Annotated in this window: 11 protein-coding genes; 6 read left to right on the top strand and 5 right to left on the bottom strand. The window is 67.3% G+C overall.

The genetic code is table 11. The annotated features are described in order from the left end of the window. The first annotated feature begins 59 nt into the window (after positions 1 to 59). Together AC5P6S_RS15280 and AC5P6S_RS15275 are read left to right on the top strand one after the other, a co-directional pair. Positions 60 to 779 (top strand): response regulator transcription factor, encoded by a 720-nt coding sequence (locus tag AC5P6S_RS15280; protein ID WP_065184084.1) that lies wholly within the window; start codon positions 60 to 62, stop codon positions 777 to 779. Beyond that, complete coding sequence (locus AC5P6S_RS15275; RefSeq protein WP_005412149.1) at positions 776 to 2,245, top strand: sensor histidine kinase; 1,470 nt, start codon at positions 776 to 778, stop codon at positions 2,243 to 2,245. Before AC5P6S_RS15280 ends, AC5P6S_RS15275 begins: the two co-directional genes overlap by 4 nt. Here the strand turns inward: AC5P6S_RS15275 and AC5P6S_RS15270 are convergent. Then, positions 2,242 to 3,588, bottom strand: coding sequence for an ATP-binding protein (locus AC5P6S_RS15270; RefSeq protein ID WP_049417428.1), 1,347 nt, complete (start codon positions 3,586 to 3,588; stop codon positions 2,242 to 2,244). The two genes, AC5P6S_RS15275 and AC5P6S_RS15270, sit on opposite strands and share 4 nt — an antisense overlap. After that, the gene (locus AC5P6S_RS15265) at positions 3,585 to 4,274 is read right to left on the bottom strand and encodes a winged helix-turn-helix domain-containing protein (RefSeq protein ID WP_005407950.1); all 690 of its coding nucleotides are present in this window, start codon (positions 4,272 to 4,274) and stop codon (positions 3,585 to 3,587) included. The genes AC5P6S_RS15270 and AC5P6S_RS15265 overlap by 4 nt, the downstream gene beginning before the upstream one ends. A gap of 350 nt (positions 4,275 to 4,624) precedes the next feature. On the opposite strand from AC5P6S_RS15265, the gene asnB reads away from it, so the two are divergent. Then, positions 4,625 to 6,526 (top strand): asparagine synthase (glutamine-hydrolyzing), encoded by a 1,902-nt coding sequence (gene asnB / locus AC5P6S_RS15260; protein ID WP_065184083.1) that lies wholly within the window; start codon positions 4,625 to 4,627, stop codon positions 6,524 to 6,526. A 770-nt stretch (positions 6,527 to 7,296) separates the two neighbouring features. On the opposite strand, the gene AC5P6S_RS15255 is transcribed toward asnB, so the two are convergent. Both AC5P6S_RS15255 and queD read right to left on the bottom strand, forming a co-directional pair. Further along, entirely contained in the window at positions 7,297 to 7,644 is a 348-nt protein-coding gene (locus AC5P6S_RS15255) for a phasin family protein (protein ID WP_005407952.1), read from the bottom strand. 116 nt (positions 7,645 to 7,760) lie between these two features. Continuing rightward, a complete protein-coding gene (queD, locus tag AC5P6S_RS15250) occupies positions 7,761 to 8,123 on the bottom strand; it encodes a 6-carboxytetrahydropterin synthase QueD (protein WP_065184082.1) in 363 nt (120 codons plus the stop codon). 192 nt (positions 8,124 to 8,315) lie between these two features. Here queD and AC5P6S_RS15245 point away from each other — a divergent pair, with 192 nt between their 5' ends. Then, on the top strand, positions 8,316 to 10,955 hold the full coding sequence (locus AC5P6S_RS15245; protein WP_024957081.1) for a TonB-dependent receptor plug domain-containing protein: 2,640 nt from the start codon (positions 8,316 to 8,318) through the stop codon (positions 10,953 to 10,955). A gap of 74 nt (positions 10,956 to 11,029) precedes the next feature. Beyond that, positions 11,030 to 13,624 carry a M14 family zinc carboxypeptidase gene (locus AC5P6S_RS15240; protein ID WP_495204657.1) on the top strand — a complete coding sequence of 865 codons (2,595 nt, stop codon included), beginning with the start codon at positions 11,030 to 11,032 and terminating at the stop codon, positions 13,622 to 13,624. A 524-nt stretch (positions 13,625 to 14,148) separates the two neighbouring features. On the opposite strand, the gene AC5P6S_RS15235 is transcribed toward AC5P6S_RS15240, so the two are convergent. Further along, positions 14,149 to 15,561, bottom strand: a complete 1,413-nt coding sequence (locus AC5P6S_RS15235) for a DEAD/DEAH box helicase (protein WP_005407956.1) — start codon at positions 15,559 to 15,561, stop codon at positions 14,149 to 14,151. Between the two features lie 937 nt (positions 15,562 to 16,498). On the opposite strand from AC5P6S_RS15235, the gene AC5P6S_RS15230 reads away from it, so the two are divergent. Continuing rightward, on the top strand, positions 16,499 to 17,488 hold the full coding sequence (locus tag AC5P6S_RS15230; protein WP_065183725.1) for a fumarylacetoacetate hydrolase family protein: 990 nt from the start codon (positions 16,499 to 16,501) through the stop codon (positions 17,486 to 17,488).

The raw sequence follows: 17,488 nt of genomic DNA, 5'->3' as shown, positions 1-17,488 counted from the left end.
TATCGGCGTCCATCCCGCGCCACAATGCAGCCAGCCTCCCCACTGGCCCCGAGCTGCCGATGTCCACCAAACGCGTGCTGATCGTTGAAGACGATGCCCACATCGCCGACCTGCTGCGCATGCATCTGGGCGATGAGGGCTACGACGTCGCCCATGCCGCCAGCGGCGATGCCGGCCTGCACCTGCTGGAGCAGGAAGGGCCATGGGATGCGCTGGTGCTGGACGTGATGCTGCCCGGCGTGGACGGCCTGCAGGTGTGCCAGCGTGCACGCGCGATGGCGCGCTATGTGCCGATCATCATCATCAGTGCGCGTGGCAGCGAAACGCAGCGCATCGTCGGCCTGGAACTGGGTGCGGATGATTACCTGGCGAAGCCCTTCTCGATGCCGGAACTGGTGGCCCGCGTGCGTGCGCTGCTGCGCCGGGCCGAGGCGATGGCGCAGAGCGCGCGCATCGATGCCGGCGCGATCGAGCTGGGTGGTCTGCAGCTGGACCCGGTCGCGCGTACCGCGTCGGTGGATGGCAATGCGCTGGAGCTGACCCCGCGCGAGTTTGACCTGCTGCTGTTCTTCGCCCGTCATCCGGACCAGGTGTTCGCGCGCATGGAACTGCTCAACCAGGTCTGGGGCTACCAGCACGATGGCTACGAGCACACGGTCAACACCCACATCAATCGCCTGCGCAGCAAGATCGAGCCGGACCCGGCCAATCCACGGCGGCTGCTGACGGTGTGGGGCCGTGGCTACAAGCTGGTCGATCCTGCCGGGGCGGCGGCATGATCAAGCCGAACCTGTGGCAGAAGCTGGCGGCGGTGATCGCTGCGCTGATGCTGATGTGCTGCATGGCATTGCTGGCGCTGCAGATGCGCGCCAACACCCGCCACGAGCAGGAAGTGGTGCAGCGGTTGTCGCTGGGCCTGGCCGAGCACATTGCCCAGCGCAGCGAACTGATGGACACCAGCGGCATGCGTGATGCCGCGGTGCGCGCGCTGTTCGGCCAGCTGATGGCGGTCAACCCCAGCGTCGAGGTCTACCTGCTGGACGACCAGGGCCGCATCCTCGGCCACGATGCGCCGACAGGCCATCTGGTGCGCAACCGGGTGGACGTGGCACCGCTGCGCCGGCTGCTGGCCGGTGCGCCGTTGCCGATCCTGGGCGATGACCCGCGCAGCACGGACGGCCGCAAGGTGTTCAGTGCCGCGCCGCTGATCGTGCAGGGTCGCCAGGCCGGTTATGTGTACGTGGTGCTGGTCGGCGAACACCGTCAGATGCTGTCCGACGACCTTGCCGCCGGCAGCCAGTGGAACACCACGCTGTGGTCGGTGATGCTGGTCGGCAGCCTGGGCCTGCTGGCCGGGTTGGTGGCCTTCTACTGGGTGACGCGCCCGCTGCGGCGGCTGACCCGGCGCATCCAGGCCTTCGACATCGACGCACCCACGCCGTTGCCGCCGCCGGAGCCGCTGCGTCCCGGTGAGCGCGACGAGCTGGTGATCCTCGAACACGCACACGCGCAGATGGCGCAGCGGTTGGGCGAGCAGTGGCAGCAGCTGCGCCAGCAGGACCTGCAGCGCCGCGAGCTGGTCGCCAACATCTCGCACGACCTGCGCACGCCGTTGTCGTCGCTGCACGGCTATCTGGAAACGCTGGCGCTGAAGGACGCCACGCTGTCGCCGGACGAGCGCCGCCGCTATCTCGGTATCGCGCTGGCGCAGAGCGCCAAGGTTGGCCGGCTTGCGCGTGCGCTGTTCGAGCTGGCGCGGCTGGAACATGGCGAAGTGCGCCTGGAGTGGGAGGTGTTCGCATTGCCGGAGCTGCTGCAGGACGTGCTGCAGAAATTCGAGCTGGCGGCGCAGGCTCGCAACCAGTACCTGCACGCGGACTTCCCGCCCGGCCTGCCGCTGGTGCGCGCCGATCTGGGCCTGGTCGAGCGGGTGCTGACCAACCTGCTCGACAACGCGCTGCGGCATGCGCCCGACGGTGGGCGGATCGAGGTGTGCCTGCGCGCGACGCCGGACAGCGTGGAGGTGAGCGTGGCCGATGATGGACCTGGTGTTGCCCCTGCACTGCGCACGCAGCTGTTCCAGGCACCGGCCGCGCTGGGCGCGCGACGTGGAGAGAACGGCGGGTTGGGCCTGCTGATCGTGCAGCGCATCGTGCAGTTGCACGGCCGTCGCATCGAACTGCGTGACAGCGAGCGCGGCGCGTTGTTCGCGTTTGCGTTGCCGCGTGCGGAACCAGCGGTCTAGCAGGCCGCATCGCACTCCACGGCAGCGCCGCTTTCCAACGGCAGGTGCAGTCGGATGCAGGCACCACCCAGCTCCGAATCAGTTACTTCGACCTGGCCGCCATGCTTGTCGGCCACCACCTGCACCAGCGCCAGTCCGAGGCCGAAACCGGGGCTACCCGGATCCAGCCGCACATAGGGTTGCAGCACCTGGCCGCGCAGTTCGGGTGCGATGCCGGGGCCATCGTCCTCCACCTGCAGGCACAGCCAGCCGTCGTTGACCGTGCTGGCGATACGGATCTGCCGCCGCGCATAGCGCAGGGCATTGCCGAGCAGATTGCGCAATGCCAGTTCCAGCATGTGCCGGTTGACGTTGACCAGGCCCGCCGGCGACAGCATCTGCTGTACCGGCATCGGCAGCGGTGCGAACTGGGCCACCACGCCACGTACCAGTGCCGCCAGCTGCAGGCGCTGGCGGGTCAGCTGATGGCAGCGGCCGAGCGCGGCGTACTCGACGCCGGCATCGGTGAGGTGCTGCAGCCGATCGACATCAGTGCGCAGGCCGCCCAAGGCATCACGCTGGATCTCGTCCAGCGCGGTGTCCTCCAGGTCGGCCAGGCCGAAACGCATCCGCGCCAGCGGCGTGCGGACTTCGTGCGCCACTGCCTGGGCCAGCACGCGCTGGCTTTCCAGCAACTGCTGCAGCTGCTCGGCCATGTGATTGAAGGCATTGGCCAGCGGCCGCACCAGCGCAGTGCCGGCGCGCGGGGCGCGCGTGTCCAGCTGTCCGTCGCGCATCTGCCGCGCGGCCTGGGCCAGCTGCGAGACGTCGCGCCACAGGCGGTAGACCATCACGTACATCGGCAGCGCCACGGCCACCATCAGGATCAGCAGCAGGATCGCCACGCCTGACACTTCGCTGTCCTGCCAGCCCTCGTCAGGCAGCGCTTCGTCCAACGGCCCGAGCATCACCGCGTAGTCGCTGTCGCCGATCCGCTGCAGGCTGCGCATGTGCTCCAGGTCGATCTGCACCCGGCCGTTGCTGAAGGGGGGGCGCTGGCTGGCCGGCAGCGCCTTCATCGCCTCTGCCAACGGCACCATGCGCAGGGCATAGGCGAAGTCGGCGTCCAGTTCGCGCGCCAGCGTCGGCCACTGCTCGCGCGGGGTTTCGGCGAAGCGGTGCTGCAGCAGGGCATGGGTGCCGCGCATCTCGGCCAGCAGTCCGGCTTCGGTGCGGTCTTCCAGCAGCGCATCCCAGGCCCACAGGCCCAGCACGATCAGCAGCAGGTGGGCGACCAGGAAGCCGATGCCGTAGCGCAGGAAATGGAAGGCGTGGCCGCGCATCGCCGAGGGCGTGCGCTTCATCCCCATGCCGAGCGGCTGAACAGGTAGCCGCGGCCCCGCACGGTCTTGATCCGCTCCGGTTGTTCAGGGTTGTCGCCCAGCTTGCGGCGCAGGCGCGAGATGCGTGCATCGATCGAACGGTCCAGGCCGTCGAAGGCGATCCCGCGCAGGCCGCGCAGCAGCGCATCGCGGTCCAGGATCTGGCCGGCATTGCTGGCCAGCAGGAACAGCAGGTCGAACTCGGCAGTGGTGAGCTCCAGCAGCGCGCCCTGCAGGTGCACGTTGCGGGTGGACGGGTCGATGCTCAGCTCGCCGAAGCGGAGGCTGCCGTCGCGTGGTTCGACCCGGCGGTGGCGGCGCAGGTGGGCGCGCAGGCGGGCCAGCAGCACCCGTGGTTCGATCGGCTTGCCGATGTAATCATCGGCGCCCAGTTCCAGTCCCAGCACCTGGTCGATGTTGTCGGTGCGGGCGGTCAGCACGCAGATGATGCCGTCATAGTGGGGGCGGATCTGCCGACACACTTCGAAACCATCCTGGTCGGGCAGGCCGACATCGAGCAGGACCAGGGCGGGCTTGTCGGCCAGGATCCGGGCCACCGCACGCTCACCGCTGCGCTCGTGGGCCACCTGATAGCCATGCCGCTGCAGATAGTCGCTGACCATCGTACCCAGGCGGGCATCGTCTTCGACCAGTACGATATCCAGCATTTTCAAGGCCTCCGTGGACGCACACGTACCGCCACGGCACGAGCGCGGCGATGCTATCCCAGCCTTCGGGCCGCCCGGGTCCCGGGGGCGGGCGCCATTCAGCCGGGGTTGCTGGCGCACGGGCCGGGCCTCAGGCCTGGCAACAACTTGGCGTCCAGCATAGCCTGATGCTGTTACAAAACGTTACCTTCGTGATACGCACGGTGACCATCGCTGACAGCAAAGCGACTGACGCAGGGCCGGGGGCGGGCCGAGCATGGAGTCTCCTCCGCTCCGCGTGTCGCTCCCATGTCGCCCGCCGCCGCCTGCCTGCTGAACCCGTCCCGCCGCTGCCGCTGCGGAGGTGCCCGATGAGCGGCGTGGTCGGGGCCTGGCTGCCGCCCGCCGAGGACGAACACCTGCTGCAGCAGCTGGCGCCAATGCTGCGCGCCCTGCAGCAGCGCGGCCGGGGGCGCATCGGCTACTGGACCGACGCCGAGGCCGGCCTGGCGCTGGGCCACTGCCGGGCGCCAACCGATACGCCGTTGCAGCCCCTGAGTTCGGACTGTGGCCGTTACGTGCTGTGCCTGGATGGCCGGTTGTACAACCGGGCCGACCTGCAGTCGCAGCTGCGCGATCTGCCACGCAGCTGCAGCGATGCGCGGCTGCTGCTGCAGGCGATCATCGAATGGGGCGTGGAACGGGCGCTTTCCCGCATCGAGGGCGCGTTCGGTTTCAGCGTATGGGACCGCGAGTCGCGCGAACTGTGGCTGGCCCGCGACCCGGTTGGCGAGCGGCCGCTGTACTACGGCTGGTACCAGGGCCGGTTCCTGTTCGCCTCGGAAATGAAGGCACTCCAGGCCTTTGCCGGTTTCGCCCCGAGCATCGACCAGGATGCGCTGAGCCTGCTGCTGCGCCATGACTACGTGCCGGCACCGCACACCATCTACCGCGGCATCCACAAGCTGGTGGCAGGCGCGATGCTGCGCGTCGATCTGAATGACCATGCGGCTGGCGGCTCCAGCCAGGCCGCACAGGGTGGTTCACGCTACTGGTGCGCACGCGATGCGATGCAGAGCGCACTGCAGGAACCGCTGCTGCCGGCGCCGAGCCTGGAGCAGGCGACCGACCAGCTGGAAACTGCGTTGCAGAAGGCCATCGCCGCACGCATGCATTCGCCGCTGGCCTGCGGTGCGTTCCTGTCCGGCGGCACCGATTCCTCGCTGGTGACGGCGATGATGCAGGCACAGTCGACGCTTCCGATCGAAGCGTGGACGGTTGGCTTCGATGATCCCGGCCATGACGAGAGCGATTGGGCCTCGCAGGTCGCGCGGCATCTGGGCGTGCAGCATCATCTGCACCGGATGGATGCGCGACAAGGCCTGGATCTGCTGCAGCGGCTGCCGCAGGTCTGGTGCGAACCGTTCGCCGATGCCTCGCAGCTGCCGACCCTGCTGGCCAGTGAACTGCTGGGCGCGCGCAAGCCGGTGGCCCTCACCGGCGACGGTGGCGATGAACTGTTCTTCGGCCACCCCAGCTATGGCCGCGCGCTGCGCAATGCGCGCCTGTGCGGTGGCCTGCCGGACTGGGTGCGTGATCTGGCGCGGCGCAGCGGCAACCGCATGAATGTCGAGCGCGGCCGCCTGGGCGGCTGGCGCGCACTGGTGGCGGAAGTCGCCGCCAACGACGTGGAAGGTCACTACCTGCAGCGCGTGACGCGCTGGCGGCAGCCGGCGCAGGTGGTGCTGGGTGCACGCGAGCCGATGACGATCTTCCAGCAGCAGGACACGGCGCTGCCGGCCGAGGCCCGCATCCAGCTGCTGGATTTCCGCATGGATCTGGCCGAGGGCATCCTCGCCAAGGTTGATCGTGCGGGCATGGCGGCGGGCGTGGAGACGCGCGCGCCGCTGCTGGACATGGAGGTGGTGCGGTTGGCCTGGCGCCTGCCGCAGCACCTGAAGTACCACGATGGGGAGCACAAGCGGATCCTCAAGCATCTGCTGGCACGCTATCTGCCGGAGCCGCTGGTGTATCGCCCCAAGCGCGGCTTCGGACCGCCGATGGCGCGCTGGTTGGCGGGCCCGCTGCGCGACTGGGCGGAAGCACTGCTGGACCCGCAGCTGCTGCGCAACCAGGGCTGCTTCGATGCGGCACGCGTGCGCGGCATCTGGGAAGCGTTCCTGCGTGGCGAACGCAAGTGGCACACGCACCTGTGGAACGTGCTGATGTTCCAGGCGTGGCACCAGCACTGGCACGGTGGTCGCGGGCGCTGAGCCGTTCCTGCATCGCGTGCGGCGGGTTCAATCTGCGCGGCGCAGGGCGGATGCCCTTGCGTACGAATGTCCTCCGGCGCCGGCCGTTGGCCGTCACCTCCCCCTTTACTTCGTACGCAAGGGCATCCGCCCTGCGTTCGGAGTTCGTCGGCGCCTCATTGAAGGCAGATTGTTCGCAGCCTTACCCACCGCAAGCCGAGCCTCGTCGGGGCGGGCAGGGGGTTGGGCAAAGTAAAGGAGGAGGGGACGGCCAACGGCCGCCGCCGGGGGACATTTGCCCAGGCCCCTGCTTGTCTCGGCGGGGCCCGTCAGTTCGCGGGGAATCGGGACGAAGACACGCGTGTGGCGGATTCATTCTGCGTGGCGCCGTGCGGATGCCCTTGCGTACGAATGTCCTCCGGCGCCGGCCGTTGGCCGTCACCTCCCCCTCTACTTCGTACGCAAGGGCATCCGCACGGCGTTCGGAGTTTGTCGGCGCTTCCTTGAAAGGCGGCCGCGTGCTGCGCTTTCCTCACCGCACGCCGAGCCTCGTCGGGGCGGGCAGGGGTTTGGGCGAAGTAAAGGAGGAGGCGACGGCCAACGGCCGGCGCCGGGGGACATTTGCCCAGGCCCCTGCCTGCCCCGACGGGGCCCATCAGCTTGCAGAGCCATAGGACGAAGACGCACTTCGGAATCCAAACGACAGGCAAAAAAAGACCCGGCAGAGGGAGGGATCTGCCGGGTCCGGATTGCGTGGGGGGAGGGACCCACGCAATGAGCGTTGCGTCGCGTCAGTGGTTGTTCGCGTCCGCCGTTGATTCGTTGTAGCCCTGCACCAGTTCGGACCAGGCCTTGCCGGCCTGCAGGCCGAGACCGACCACGTCTTGCTGGGCCTGGCCCAGCCGCTGCAGGTTGTCCTGCCACAGCTGTGCGCCCTTGTTGAGCATCCCGGCCGTGTCGTCACTACGGGCCAGTTCCCCCAACCAGCCGCCGGTCGCGGTCAGGTTGCGCTCCATCGCCTTCAGCTGCACGCCGAACATGCTTTCCGCGTTCTCCAACGCCAACCGGTTCGCGCGGGTTGCTGCGGCTGCGAGCTGGCGGGTGGCATCACTGAAGCGATCGCTGAAGGCGGCGGCCATGGGGCATCAGGGAGTGGCTTGATGCATTGCAGCATACGCCGTTGATGCGGCAATGCAACAAAAATAACAAAGGCGCCCAAGGCGCCTTTGAAACACCTTTCAGATCAATGGGTTGATCAGGCCGTCGGGCCGCGGTAGCGGCAGCCGGAGGTGCAGGTTTCGTGCACGGTGATCTCGCTCAGCGCCGGCAGGCTGGGCTTGAGTTCGTTCCAGATCCACGCCGCCAGGTTCTCGCTGGTCGGGTTCTCCAGGCCGGGGATGTCATTGAGGTAGTGATGGTCCAGGCGGTCGTAGATCGGCTGGAAGGCCGCCTTCACGTCGCCGAAGTCCATGATCCAGCCGGTCTGGGCCCCCGGCTCGCCCTCGACCTTCAGTTCCACCCGGAACGAGTGGCCATGCAGGCGCGCGCACTTGTGCCCCGGCGGCACGTTGGGGAGGCGGTGCGCCGCCTCGAGCATGAAGACTTTGAAGATTTCCATGGCGCGATTGTACGCCGCAGGTGGCCGGCCATCCTGAGCGTATGTTGGGCTTTCGTGAAGTAACTCTTTCCATCCGGATGAAGAGATGATAGTTTCTCTTATATCCGTATGAAGGGATGTTATTGGCCGGACCCCGGCCAGGCATGGACTACTGCGGAACTACGTCGCCCTTTCCACCTCCCCCACATCGTCATGCCCAAGCACACCCTGCTCGTGGCGGCCCTGGCCGTCGCTCTGGCCGCGCCTTTGTCCGCCGCCGCCGAAACCTCCGCCGATGCCAGTGGCGAAGCCAGTACCCTGGCCGCCGTGCGCGTCACCGGTTCCAACATCAAGCGCACCGATACCGAGGCTTCCAACCCGGTGCAGGTGATCGGCCGCCAGCAGCTGGAACAGACCGGCAAGGCCACCGTGGCCGATGTGCTGCGTTCGATCTCGGCCAACACCGGCAACGCCAGCAACGAAACCACCAACAATGGTTGGGCGTCCGGCTCGGCCGGCATCGGCCTGCGTGGCCTGTCGCAGAAAAACACGCTGGTGCTGCTCAACGGCCGTCGCCTGGCCAACTACGGCTTCCCGGCCGGTGGCCTGTCCGACACCTTCGTCGATCTCAATGCGCTGCCGCTGGTCGCGGTCGAGCGCATTGAGGTGCTCAAGGACGGCGCCTCGGCGGTGTACGGCTCCGACGCCGTGGCCGGCGTGGTCAACATCATCACCCGGCAGAACTTCGAAGGCGCCGAGATCGGCGGCAGCTTCGGCGGTGCCGACCAGGGCGGCCTGCACGAGCAGAACCTGAAGTTCGTCGGCGGCCTGGGTGATCTCGACACCGATGGCTACAACATCCTCTTCAGCCTGCAGGGGTACAACCGCGAGCGCCTGGACCAGGACGAACGCAACCTGACCAGGAGCGGCATCTACACCGACAAGCCGGGTGGCCGCTGGAACGGCTGGTCGGCCAAGGGCGCGCGCTACCTGGTCAACGGCGTCTCGGTGCCGATGCTCGATGCCAACGGTAACTGCCCGACCGGCACCACCCGCGTGGCCAGCGCACCGATCGACGGCCTGGCCGGCGACACCTGCGGCTTCAACCAGGCACCGTTCACCACGCTGATCCCCTCGACCAAGCGCTACCAGGCCTACGCCAACGGTACGTTCCGCCTGAACGACAACGTCGAAGCGTTCGGCGAAGTGCTGTACAGCCAGATCAAGAGTGCCGCGTGGTTCGGCAGCAGCCCGTTCTTCACCCTGGAGAGCGGCCGCTTCGCACTGAACGCGAATAGCGGCCTGGCAGAGCCGGTGTCGTCGCTGCTGCCGGCCAACAATCCGTACAACCCGTACGGCCGCGCGATCCCGATCGAGTACACCTTCTTCGACCTGGGCGGCACGATCAAGACCAACCGTTCCACTGCCTACCGCGGCGTGTTCGGCCTGCGTGGCACCACCGCGTCGTGGGACTGGGAAGTGGCCGCGTTCGGTGCACGCAGCAGCGAGCGCGAGAGCGTGTCCGGTGGCTTCGCCAACCGCTGGGCGCTGGCCGACGCGCTGGCCACGGGCAGCTACAACCTGCTCAACCCGGCGGCCACGCCGCAGTCGGTGCGCGATTCGATCAACATCGCCACGCTGCGTCCGGCCGAATCCAAGCTGCAGGGTATCGATGCGAAGATTTCCGGCAGCCTGGGCCATACCTGGGCCGGCGAGATCGGCTTCGCTGCGGGTGCCGAGTGGCGCCGCGAAAAGCTCGACTCCAACAACCCGTGGCAGATCGATGCCGGCCTGCAGGTGCGCCCGGCCATTGCCGAAGTACACGGCAAGCGCCAGGTCAGTGCGGCCTACGCCGAAGTGAACGTGCCGCTGGCCTCGACGCTGGAGCTGTCCGCCGCCGCGCGCGCTGATCACTACGATGATTTCGGCGATGCGTTCTCGCCGAAGATCGGCCTGCGCTGGCAGCCGCTGGATGTCCTGCTGGTGCGTGCGTCGGCGTCGAAGGGCTTCCGTGCACCGTCGCTGTCGGAAAACTCCAACAGCACCAGCATCGCCTACGGCAGCGTGGTCGACCCGCGTGATCCGGACGTGCCGGGCTCGCGCCAGAACCCCACCTTCTTCACCGTCGGCAACAACGAACTGAAGCCGGAGCGCACCAGGAGCGTCAACTTTGGTGTGGTGCTGTCGCCGTGGGCCAACACCAACCTGAGCGTGGACTACTACCGCATCCAGCTGGACAACCTGGTCGGCACCAACAACACCCAGACCCTGGTCAACGACAACGTGGCCGGCGCCGTGCAGCGCGATGAGCGTGGCAAGCTGCAGGCGGTCTACAACCGCTACCAGAACCTGAGCGAGCTGAAGACCTCGGGCATCGATGTCGAGCTGCGCCAGCGCATCCCGACCGCGGCGCTGGGTGACTTCACCGTGTCCTCGGCCTACACCCACGTGCGCGACTACCGTCGCCCGACCGTGGTCGGTGGGCCGCTGGTCGACTACGCCGGCAGCAACCTGGGCGCGACCCTGCCCAAGGACAAGGCCACCACCACGCTGGACTGGAAGTACGGTGATTTCAACGCAGCCGTGACCTGGTACTACACCAGCAGCTACCGCCAGGAGGCCAGCACCGCCGCCAAAGCCGTGCAGCAGCGCGTCGGCAGCTACAGTCAGTACGACCTGTACCTGGCCTACACCGGCATCGACAAGCTGACCGTGTATGCCAAGGTGCAGAACCTGGCCGACAAGACGCCGCCGTACGACGCCTCGTTCCCGGGCATCCGCGCGCCGTACGACTTCAGCCAGTACGACCTGCGTGGCCGCTACTTCACGCTGGGGTTCGATTACCGCTTCTGATCCATCCGCCGCGGCCGGTCACCTGAGGGGACCGGCCGCGCGATCGTCTGCCGTTGTGTTCCAGGGGAGTCACCGTGTCCTTGCATCGCCGTGCCGTTCTTCCGTTGCTGCTTGCCGCCGCCACCGCCCTGTCCTCGCCGCAGCCGGCGCGGGCACAGAGCGCGTACTTCTTTCCGCAGGTCACCGACGCAGCGGCGTTCGATGCAGCGGTGCCGACGCCGGAGCAGTTCCTCGGCTACCCGATCGGCAGCCGTTACACCCGGCACGACCAGCTGGTGGCGTACTTCCAGGAACTGGCGAAACGCTCGGACAAGATCAGCGTGCGCGAGATCGGCCGCAGCTATGAAGGCCGCCCGCTGTTGATCGCCACCGTCACCGCTGCAGGCAATCATGCGCGGCTGGAACAGATCCGCCAGCAGCACGCCACCCTGGCCGATCCGGCGCAGCCGCGCAGCGCCGCCGGTGACAGCCCGGTGGTGGTGTGGCTGGGCTACAGCGTCCACGGCAACGAGACCTCCAGTGCCGAGGCAGCGATGCTGACGGCGTACTACCTGGTGGCCAACCGCAGCGCAGAAACCCAGCAATGGCTGCAGCAGACGGTGGTGCTGTTCGATCCGGCGCAGAATCCGGATGGTCGTGACCGTGCTGCCAACTGGCACAACGCCTGGGCGTCCGACCCAGCTTCTGCCGACCCCGCCGACAAGGAACACGTCGAGCCGTTCCCGCAGGGTCGTACCAACCACTACTTCACCGATCTCAACCGCGACTGGCTGGCCCTCACCCAGCAGGACTCACGGCCGAAGGTGGAGGTGTTCCACCAGTGGTACCCGAACGTACAGATCGACTTCCACGAAATGGGCAAGGACAGCACCTACTACTTCGAGCCCTCGCCGAAGAGCATGCACAGTCCGCTGATTCCGGCGGCGTCGTATGAATTCAACAAGACCCTCGCCAAGTACCACGCGCAGGCGCTGGATGCGCTGGGGTCGCTGTACTACACCGGCGAGAATTTCGACAACTTCTCGCCGGTGTACGGTTCCACCTATCCGGACTTCCATGGCGCTGTCGGCGTTACCGTCGAGCAGGCCAGCTCGCGCGGCCGCGTGCAGGAATCGGTGAATGGCCTGCTGACCTTCCCCTTCACCATCCGCAACCAGGTCGCCACCGGGCTGGGCACGGTGCGTGGCGCGGTGACCGAGCGCAGCGGCCTGTTCGACCTGCAGAAGCAGTTCTTCCAGAGCGCGCTGAAGCAGGCTGCGCAGCAGCCGGTGAAGAGCTTCGTGTTCGGCGACGCGCATGATCCGGCACTGACCCGGCGCCTGCTGGAACTGCTGCTGCTGCACCGGATCGAAGTGCGCGCACTGGACCGTGCAGTCACTGTCGATGGGCAGCGCTTCGATGCCGGCAGCGCCTACGTGGTGCCGGTGCAGCAGGCGCAGTTCCGCCTGGTGCATTCGATCTTTGCCGAGACGCCGCCGATCAAGGGTGATGTGTTCTACGGCAGCACCAGCTATGCGATCGCACCAGCCTACGGCCTGGCCTTTGCGGGCAGTCGCAGCCGTATCGAAGGCGGCGCACGCGTGGCCGCGCTGCCGTTGGAGCAGGGCGCGGTGCTGGGCGGCGAGGCCGGATTCGCCTACGCCATCGACTGGCGCCACTACAACGCCGGGCGCGCGCTGGCCGCGCTGCAGGGCAAGGGCGTGAATGCACGCGCGGCATTCCAGCCGTTCACCACCGCGACCGCGCAGGGTGACGTCAGCTTCGCCGCCGGCAGCCTGGTCATTCCGGTTGCCGGGCAATCGCTGCAGGGCGCGGCGCTGCTCGAGACAGTGACATCCGCCGCGCGCGAGGCGGGCGTACAGGTCCACGCGCTGTCCAGCGGCCGGAGCCGCGAAGGCATCGACCTCGGCAGTGACGGCGTCAAGGCGCTGCGCAAGCCTGCGGTGGCACTGGTGATGGGCGAGGGCGTGGCCGCCACCGAAATCGGATCGGCGTGGTTCCTGCTCGACCAGCAGCTGCAGTTGCCAGCCAGCAAGCTGGATCCGCAGCAGCTGGGCAAGGTACCGCTGGACCGCTACACCACGATCGTGCTGTCCGGTGGCACCTACACGGGCGTCGATGCCACGGCGGTGGCTGCACTGAAGCGCTGGGTGCAGGCCGGTGGTTCACTGGTGACCTACGGCAGTGCCTCGAAGTGGGCGATCGAGCAGAAGCTGGCCGACAGCGAAAAGCTCGGCAAGGAAGAAGACGCTGCTGATGCAAGTCGCCGCGCGTTTGGCGACCAGCGCGACATCGCTGCGATCGAGCGGGTCAGCGGCAACATCCTCAGTGCCGACGTGGATACCAGCCATCCGTTGGCGTTCGGCGTGCCGCGCCGGCAGCTGGCGATCAACAAGGAGAACACGGTGACGCTGCAGCCGAGCGCGAACCCGTTCTCCACGGTGGTGCGCATCGACGCGCCGCCGCGGGTGAATGGCTATCTGTCCGAGCGCAACCGCACGCGGGTGGCGGGTAGTGCGTGGCTGCTGGTGTCGGCGCAGGGGCAGGGCAACGTGGTGCTGTTTGCCGATGACCCGGCGCACCGCAAGTACTGGCACGGAACGGACCGACTGCTGATCAACGCGATCTTCTTCGGGAATCTGGTGAATCCGAGTAAAGCGCGGGGTTGAGGGTTTGCGCGCCTTTGTTGACGCGTGTGGGGGAGGCCGGGCGGGCTGCGCAGGACACGCCGTAAACCCGTCCTTGGGGGCTCGATGGCGCCATCCTTGGCGCCAACGGTCCTGCGCAGCCCGCCCGGCCTCCCCTCGACAGTTTCCTGCGGGCGCGGACGCATCGAACCCCAAGGCGGGAGCAAGGGCAGAAGCAAAGCCAGGAATTGCGGCTTCGGCTTTTGACTTTGAATTTGAATTTGATCTTTCTTCTCCCGGCTACCCGGCGGGAGAAGAAGGCGCAGGCAATGCTTGAAGCGGATGGGCATGGGGGCAGCGCAGAACCGTTGGCGCCATGGATGGCGCCATCGAGCTTACATGGACGTATTTACAGCGTGTTCTGCGCTGCCCCCATGCCCATTCGCCCTCGGTACTGCCACCGCGTGCTTTATCACCCGGTAGCCCGCAACAAAAAAGGACGGCGCGTCAGCGCCGTCCCTCGATAGCCCCCGCGCAGCGGGAAGCACCCTCGATGTCAGCTGGGATCAGCCAGCGCGACCACCGCCGCCACCCTGGCCACGACCGCGGCCGCCACCATTGCCACCACCGCCACGGCGCTGGCCCTGGCCGGCACCTGCACGCTGCTGGCCATTGCCACCGCCTTCGCGACGGCCACCGCCGGCCTTCTTCGGGCCTGCGTGCGCGTGGCGCGGCGCATCACCGTGCGGACGGCGCGCATGGCTCTTGCGCGGTGCGCGCTCGCCAGTATCGTGCTCGGCCTTGCCCGGCGCACTGTTGCCCCAGCGGATCGGCGTCTGCAGCTCGAAGCCCGGCACATCGCGGATGTCCATGTCGCGGCCCAGCAGGCGCACGATCGCACGCAGCAGCTTCACTTCATCCTGTGCCACCAGCGAAATCGCCTGGCCGGTCGCGCCGTTGCGGCCGGTACGGCCGATGCGGTGCACGTAGTCCTCGGCCACCATCGGCAGGTCGAAGTTGATCACCTTCGGCAGCTCGTTGATGTCGATGCCGCGCGCAGCGATATCGGTCGCCACCAGCACGGTCACGCGGCCGGCCTTGAAGTCACCCAGTGCACGCAGGCGCTGTCCCTGGCTCTTGTTGCCGTGGATCGCCGCGGTCTTGATGCCCGACTTTTCCAGGAACGAGGCCAGCTTGTCGCTGCCGTGCTTGGTGCGGGCGAACACCAGGGTCTGCTCGCGGCTGTCCTGCGCCAGCAGGTGCAGCAGCAGGTCGCGCTTGCGACCGGCATCGACCGGGTGCACGCGGTGGGTGATGGTTTCGGCCACGGTGTTCTTCGGCGTCACCTGGATCTGTTCCGGGTTGCGCATGAACTCCAGCGCCAGCTGGCGGATGTTGTCCTCGAAGGTGGCCGAGAACAGCAGGGTCTGCCGGTTCTGCTTCGGCAGCTTGGCCAGGATGCGCTTGATCGACGGCAGGAAGCCCATGTCGAGCATGCGGTCGGCTTCGTCCAGCACCAGCAGTTCAATGCCGGACAGGTCGATGCTGCGACGCTCCAGGTGGTCGATCAGGCGGCCCGGGCAGGCCACCAGCAGGTCCACGCCACGGCGCAGGATGTCCAGCTGGTTGCCCATGCCGACACCGCCGTAGATGCAGGCGCTGGGAATGCGCAGGTACTTGCTGTAGCCGCGCAGGCTGTCGTGCACCTGGGTGGCCAGTTCGCGGGTCGGTGCCAGGATCAGCGCGCGCGGCTTGCGCGGGCCGCTGCGCACTTCCTGCGAGGCGGTGCCCAGGTGCTGCAGCAGCGGCAGGCCGAAGGCGGCGGTCTTGCCGGTGCCGGTCTGTGCGCCGGCCAGCAGGTCACGACCGGCCAGTGCCAGCGGGATCGCCTGCTGCTGGATCGGGGTCGGGTTTTCGTAGCCCTGCTCGGCAAGCGCACGCAGCAGGAAGGGCGCCAGGCCCAGCGATTCAAAAGACATTGAGTTTGCTCCAAGTACAAGAAACGCCTGTCCGAACGGACAGACGGGGGCAGATCAAACTGATCGGCTGACTCGGAGCGTTCCCGTGAACCGCGCTGCGAGAATTGGGTGCAGCCGGCACGAAGCGCAGGCTGGAATGCGTGACGAACGGCGTCGGAGTGGGGGCGGGCGAAGAGGGCGGACCCTGGTCGCCGGCGATCCCGGAGGGAAACGGACGGCCGCTGCAGACTGCGCAAGTCTAAACGATGTTTGAGACTTCACGCAAAAAGACCTGTTCAGGTAGGGGGTCTCTCTGCAGGGCTGCGCCCTGCACCCGCAGAGGCTGAAGCAACGTCAAAGGCCGGGTTCCTGTGGGAGGCGGGGTGGGTCCGGTGGCAGGGGGCGCTGCAAGTACGTCCATGTAAGCTCGGTCGCCGCTTGCTCGTGTGCGCAGTCCTGCGCACACGGCAAGACCGGGGTTGGGCGTCCTGCCCAACCCGCCCGAGGCATGCCTCGGGCCCATGCGGCTCACGCCCCTGTCACCGGACCCACCCCGCCTTCGACAGTTTTCCGCGATCTGTCGAATCTCATTCGATCAATTTCGGTGTCTGACGGATCTCGACGATGAATGATGTGGATGTTCGATCAGTCATTGGGAACCTGTCGGGGGTGGGGCGGTGTGGGTGGGCAGGACCGTTGACGCCATGGATGGCGCCATCGAGCCCCCATGGACGGGTTTACGGCGTGTCCTGCCGGCCCACACCGCCCCGCCCAACCAGCAGAAAGCCAGAGCCGCTTTTGACGTTGCCGTTGCTGTTGCATTGAGCCGGTGCAGGGCTGCAAGCCCTGCCGAACCCCCCACTACGGTAGGGTGGGCCGATGCCGCGCTGCAGCTTGGCGTCGCCGCAGATTTGATTACACTTGAAACTTGTTTGCCCACGACTCCGGACACCCACCCATGAAGCTTGGTTCTTTGAAGGAAGGCGGCCGCGACGGCACCCTGATCGTCGTCTCGCGTGACCTGCGCCACGGCGTGCGCGCCACCGGCATTGCCGCCACCCTGCAGCAGGCTCTGGAAGACTGGAGCCACATCGCGCCGCGCCTGAACGCCCTGTACGAATCGCTCAATGCCGGCGACGCCGACGGCGTGTTCGACCTCGACCCGCAGGCCCTGGCCGCGCCGATGCCGCGCGCCTATGAATTCGTCGACGGCAGTGCCTACCTGCCGCACGTCGAGCGCGTGCGCCGCGCCCGTGGCGCCGAGGTGCCGGAGAGCTTCTACACCGATCCGCTGATGTACCAGGCCACCAGTGCCGGCTTCTACGGCCCGCGCGATGCGGTCAAGGTGGTCAGCGAGGACTACGGTATCGACCTGGAAGCGGAGATCGTGGTGATCACCGACGACGTGCCGATGGCGGCCACCCCGGAACAGGCTGCGGGCCACATCCAGCTGGTCGGCCTGGTCAACGATGTGTCGCTGCGCAACCTGATTCCGGGCGAGCTGGCCAAGGGCTTCGGCTTCCTGCAGTCCAAGCCGCGCTCGGCGCTGTCGCCGGTGTTCGTCACCCCCGACGAACTGGGCGCTGCGTGGCAGGACAGCAAGGTGCACCTGCCGCTGCTGACCCACATCAACGGCAAGTGGTTCGGTGCGCCGGAAGCGGGCGTGGACATGCAGTTCAATTTCGCCCAGTTGGTCGCGCATGCGGCCAAGACCCGTCCGTTGGGCGCCGGCACCATCGTCGGCTCGGGCACCATCGCCAATGAAGACACCAGCAAGGGTGCGTCGTGCTTCGCCGAGCAGCGCGTGGTCGAAACCCTGCGCGACGGCAAGCCGAGCACGCCGTTCATGTCGTTCGGCGACGTGGTCCGCATCGAGATGCTCGATGCCGCCGGTAACAGCATCTTCGGTGCGATCGAGCAGCGCATCGAACAGGCCGCCAAGCCCTGA

The organism is Stenotrophomonas sp. YJH_SMC_119, assembly GCF_059368315.1.
This window is presented reverse-complemented; position numbering and strand designations above follow the sequence as displayed.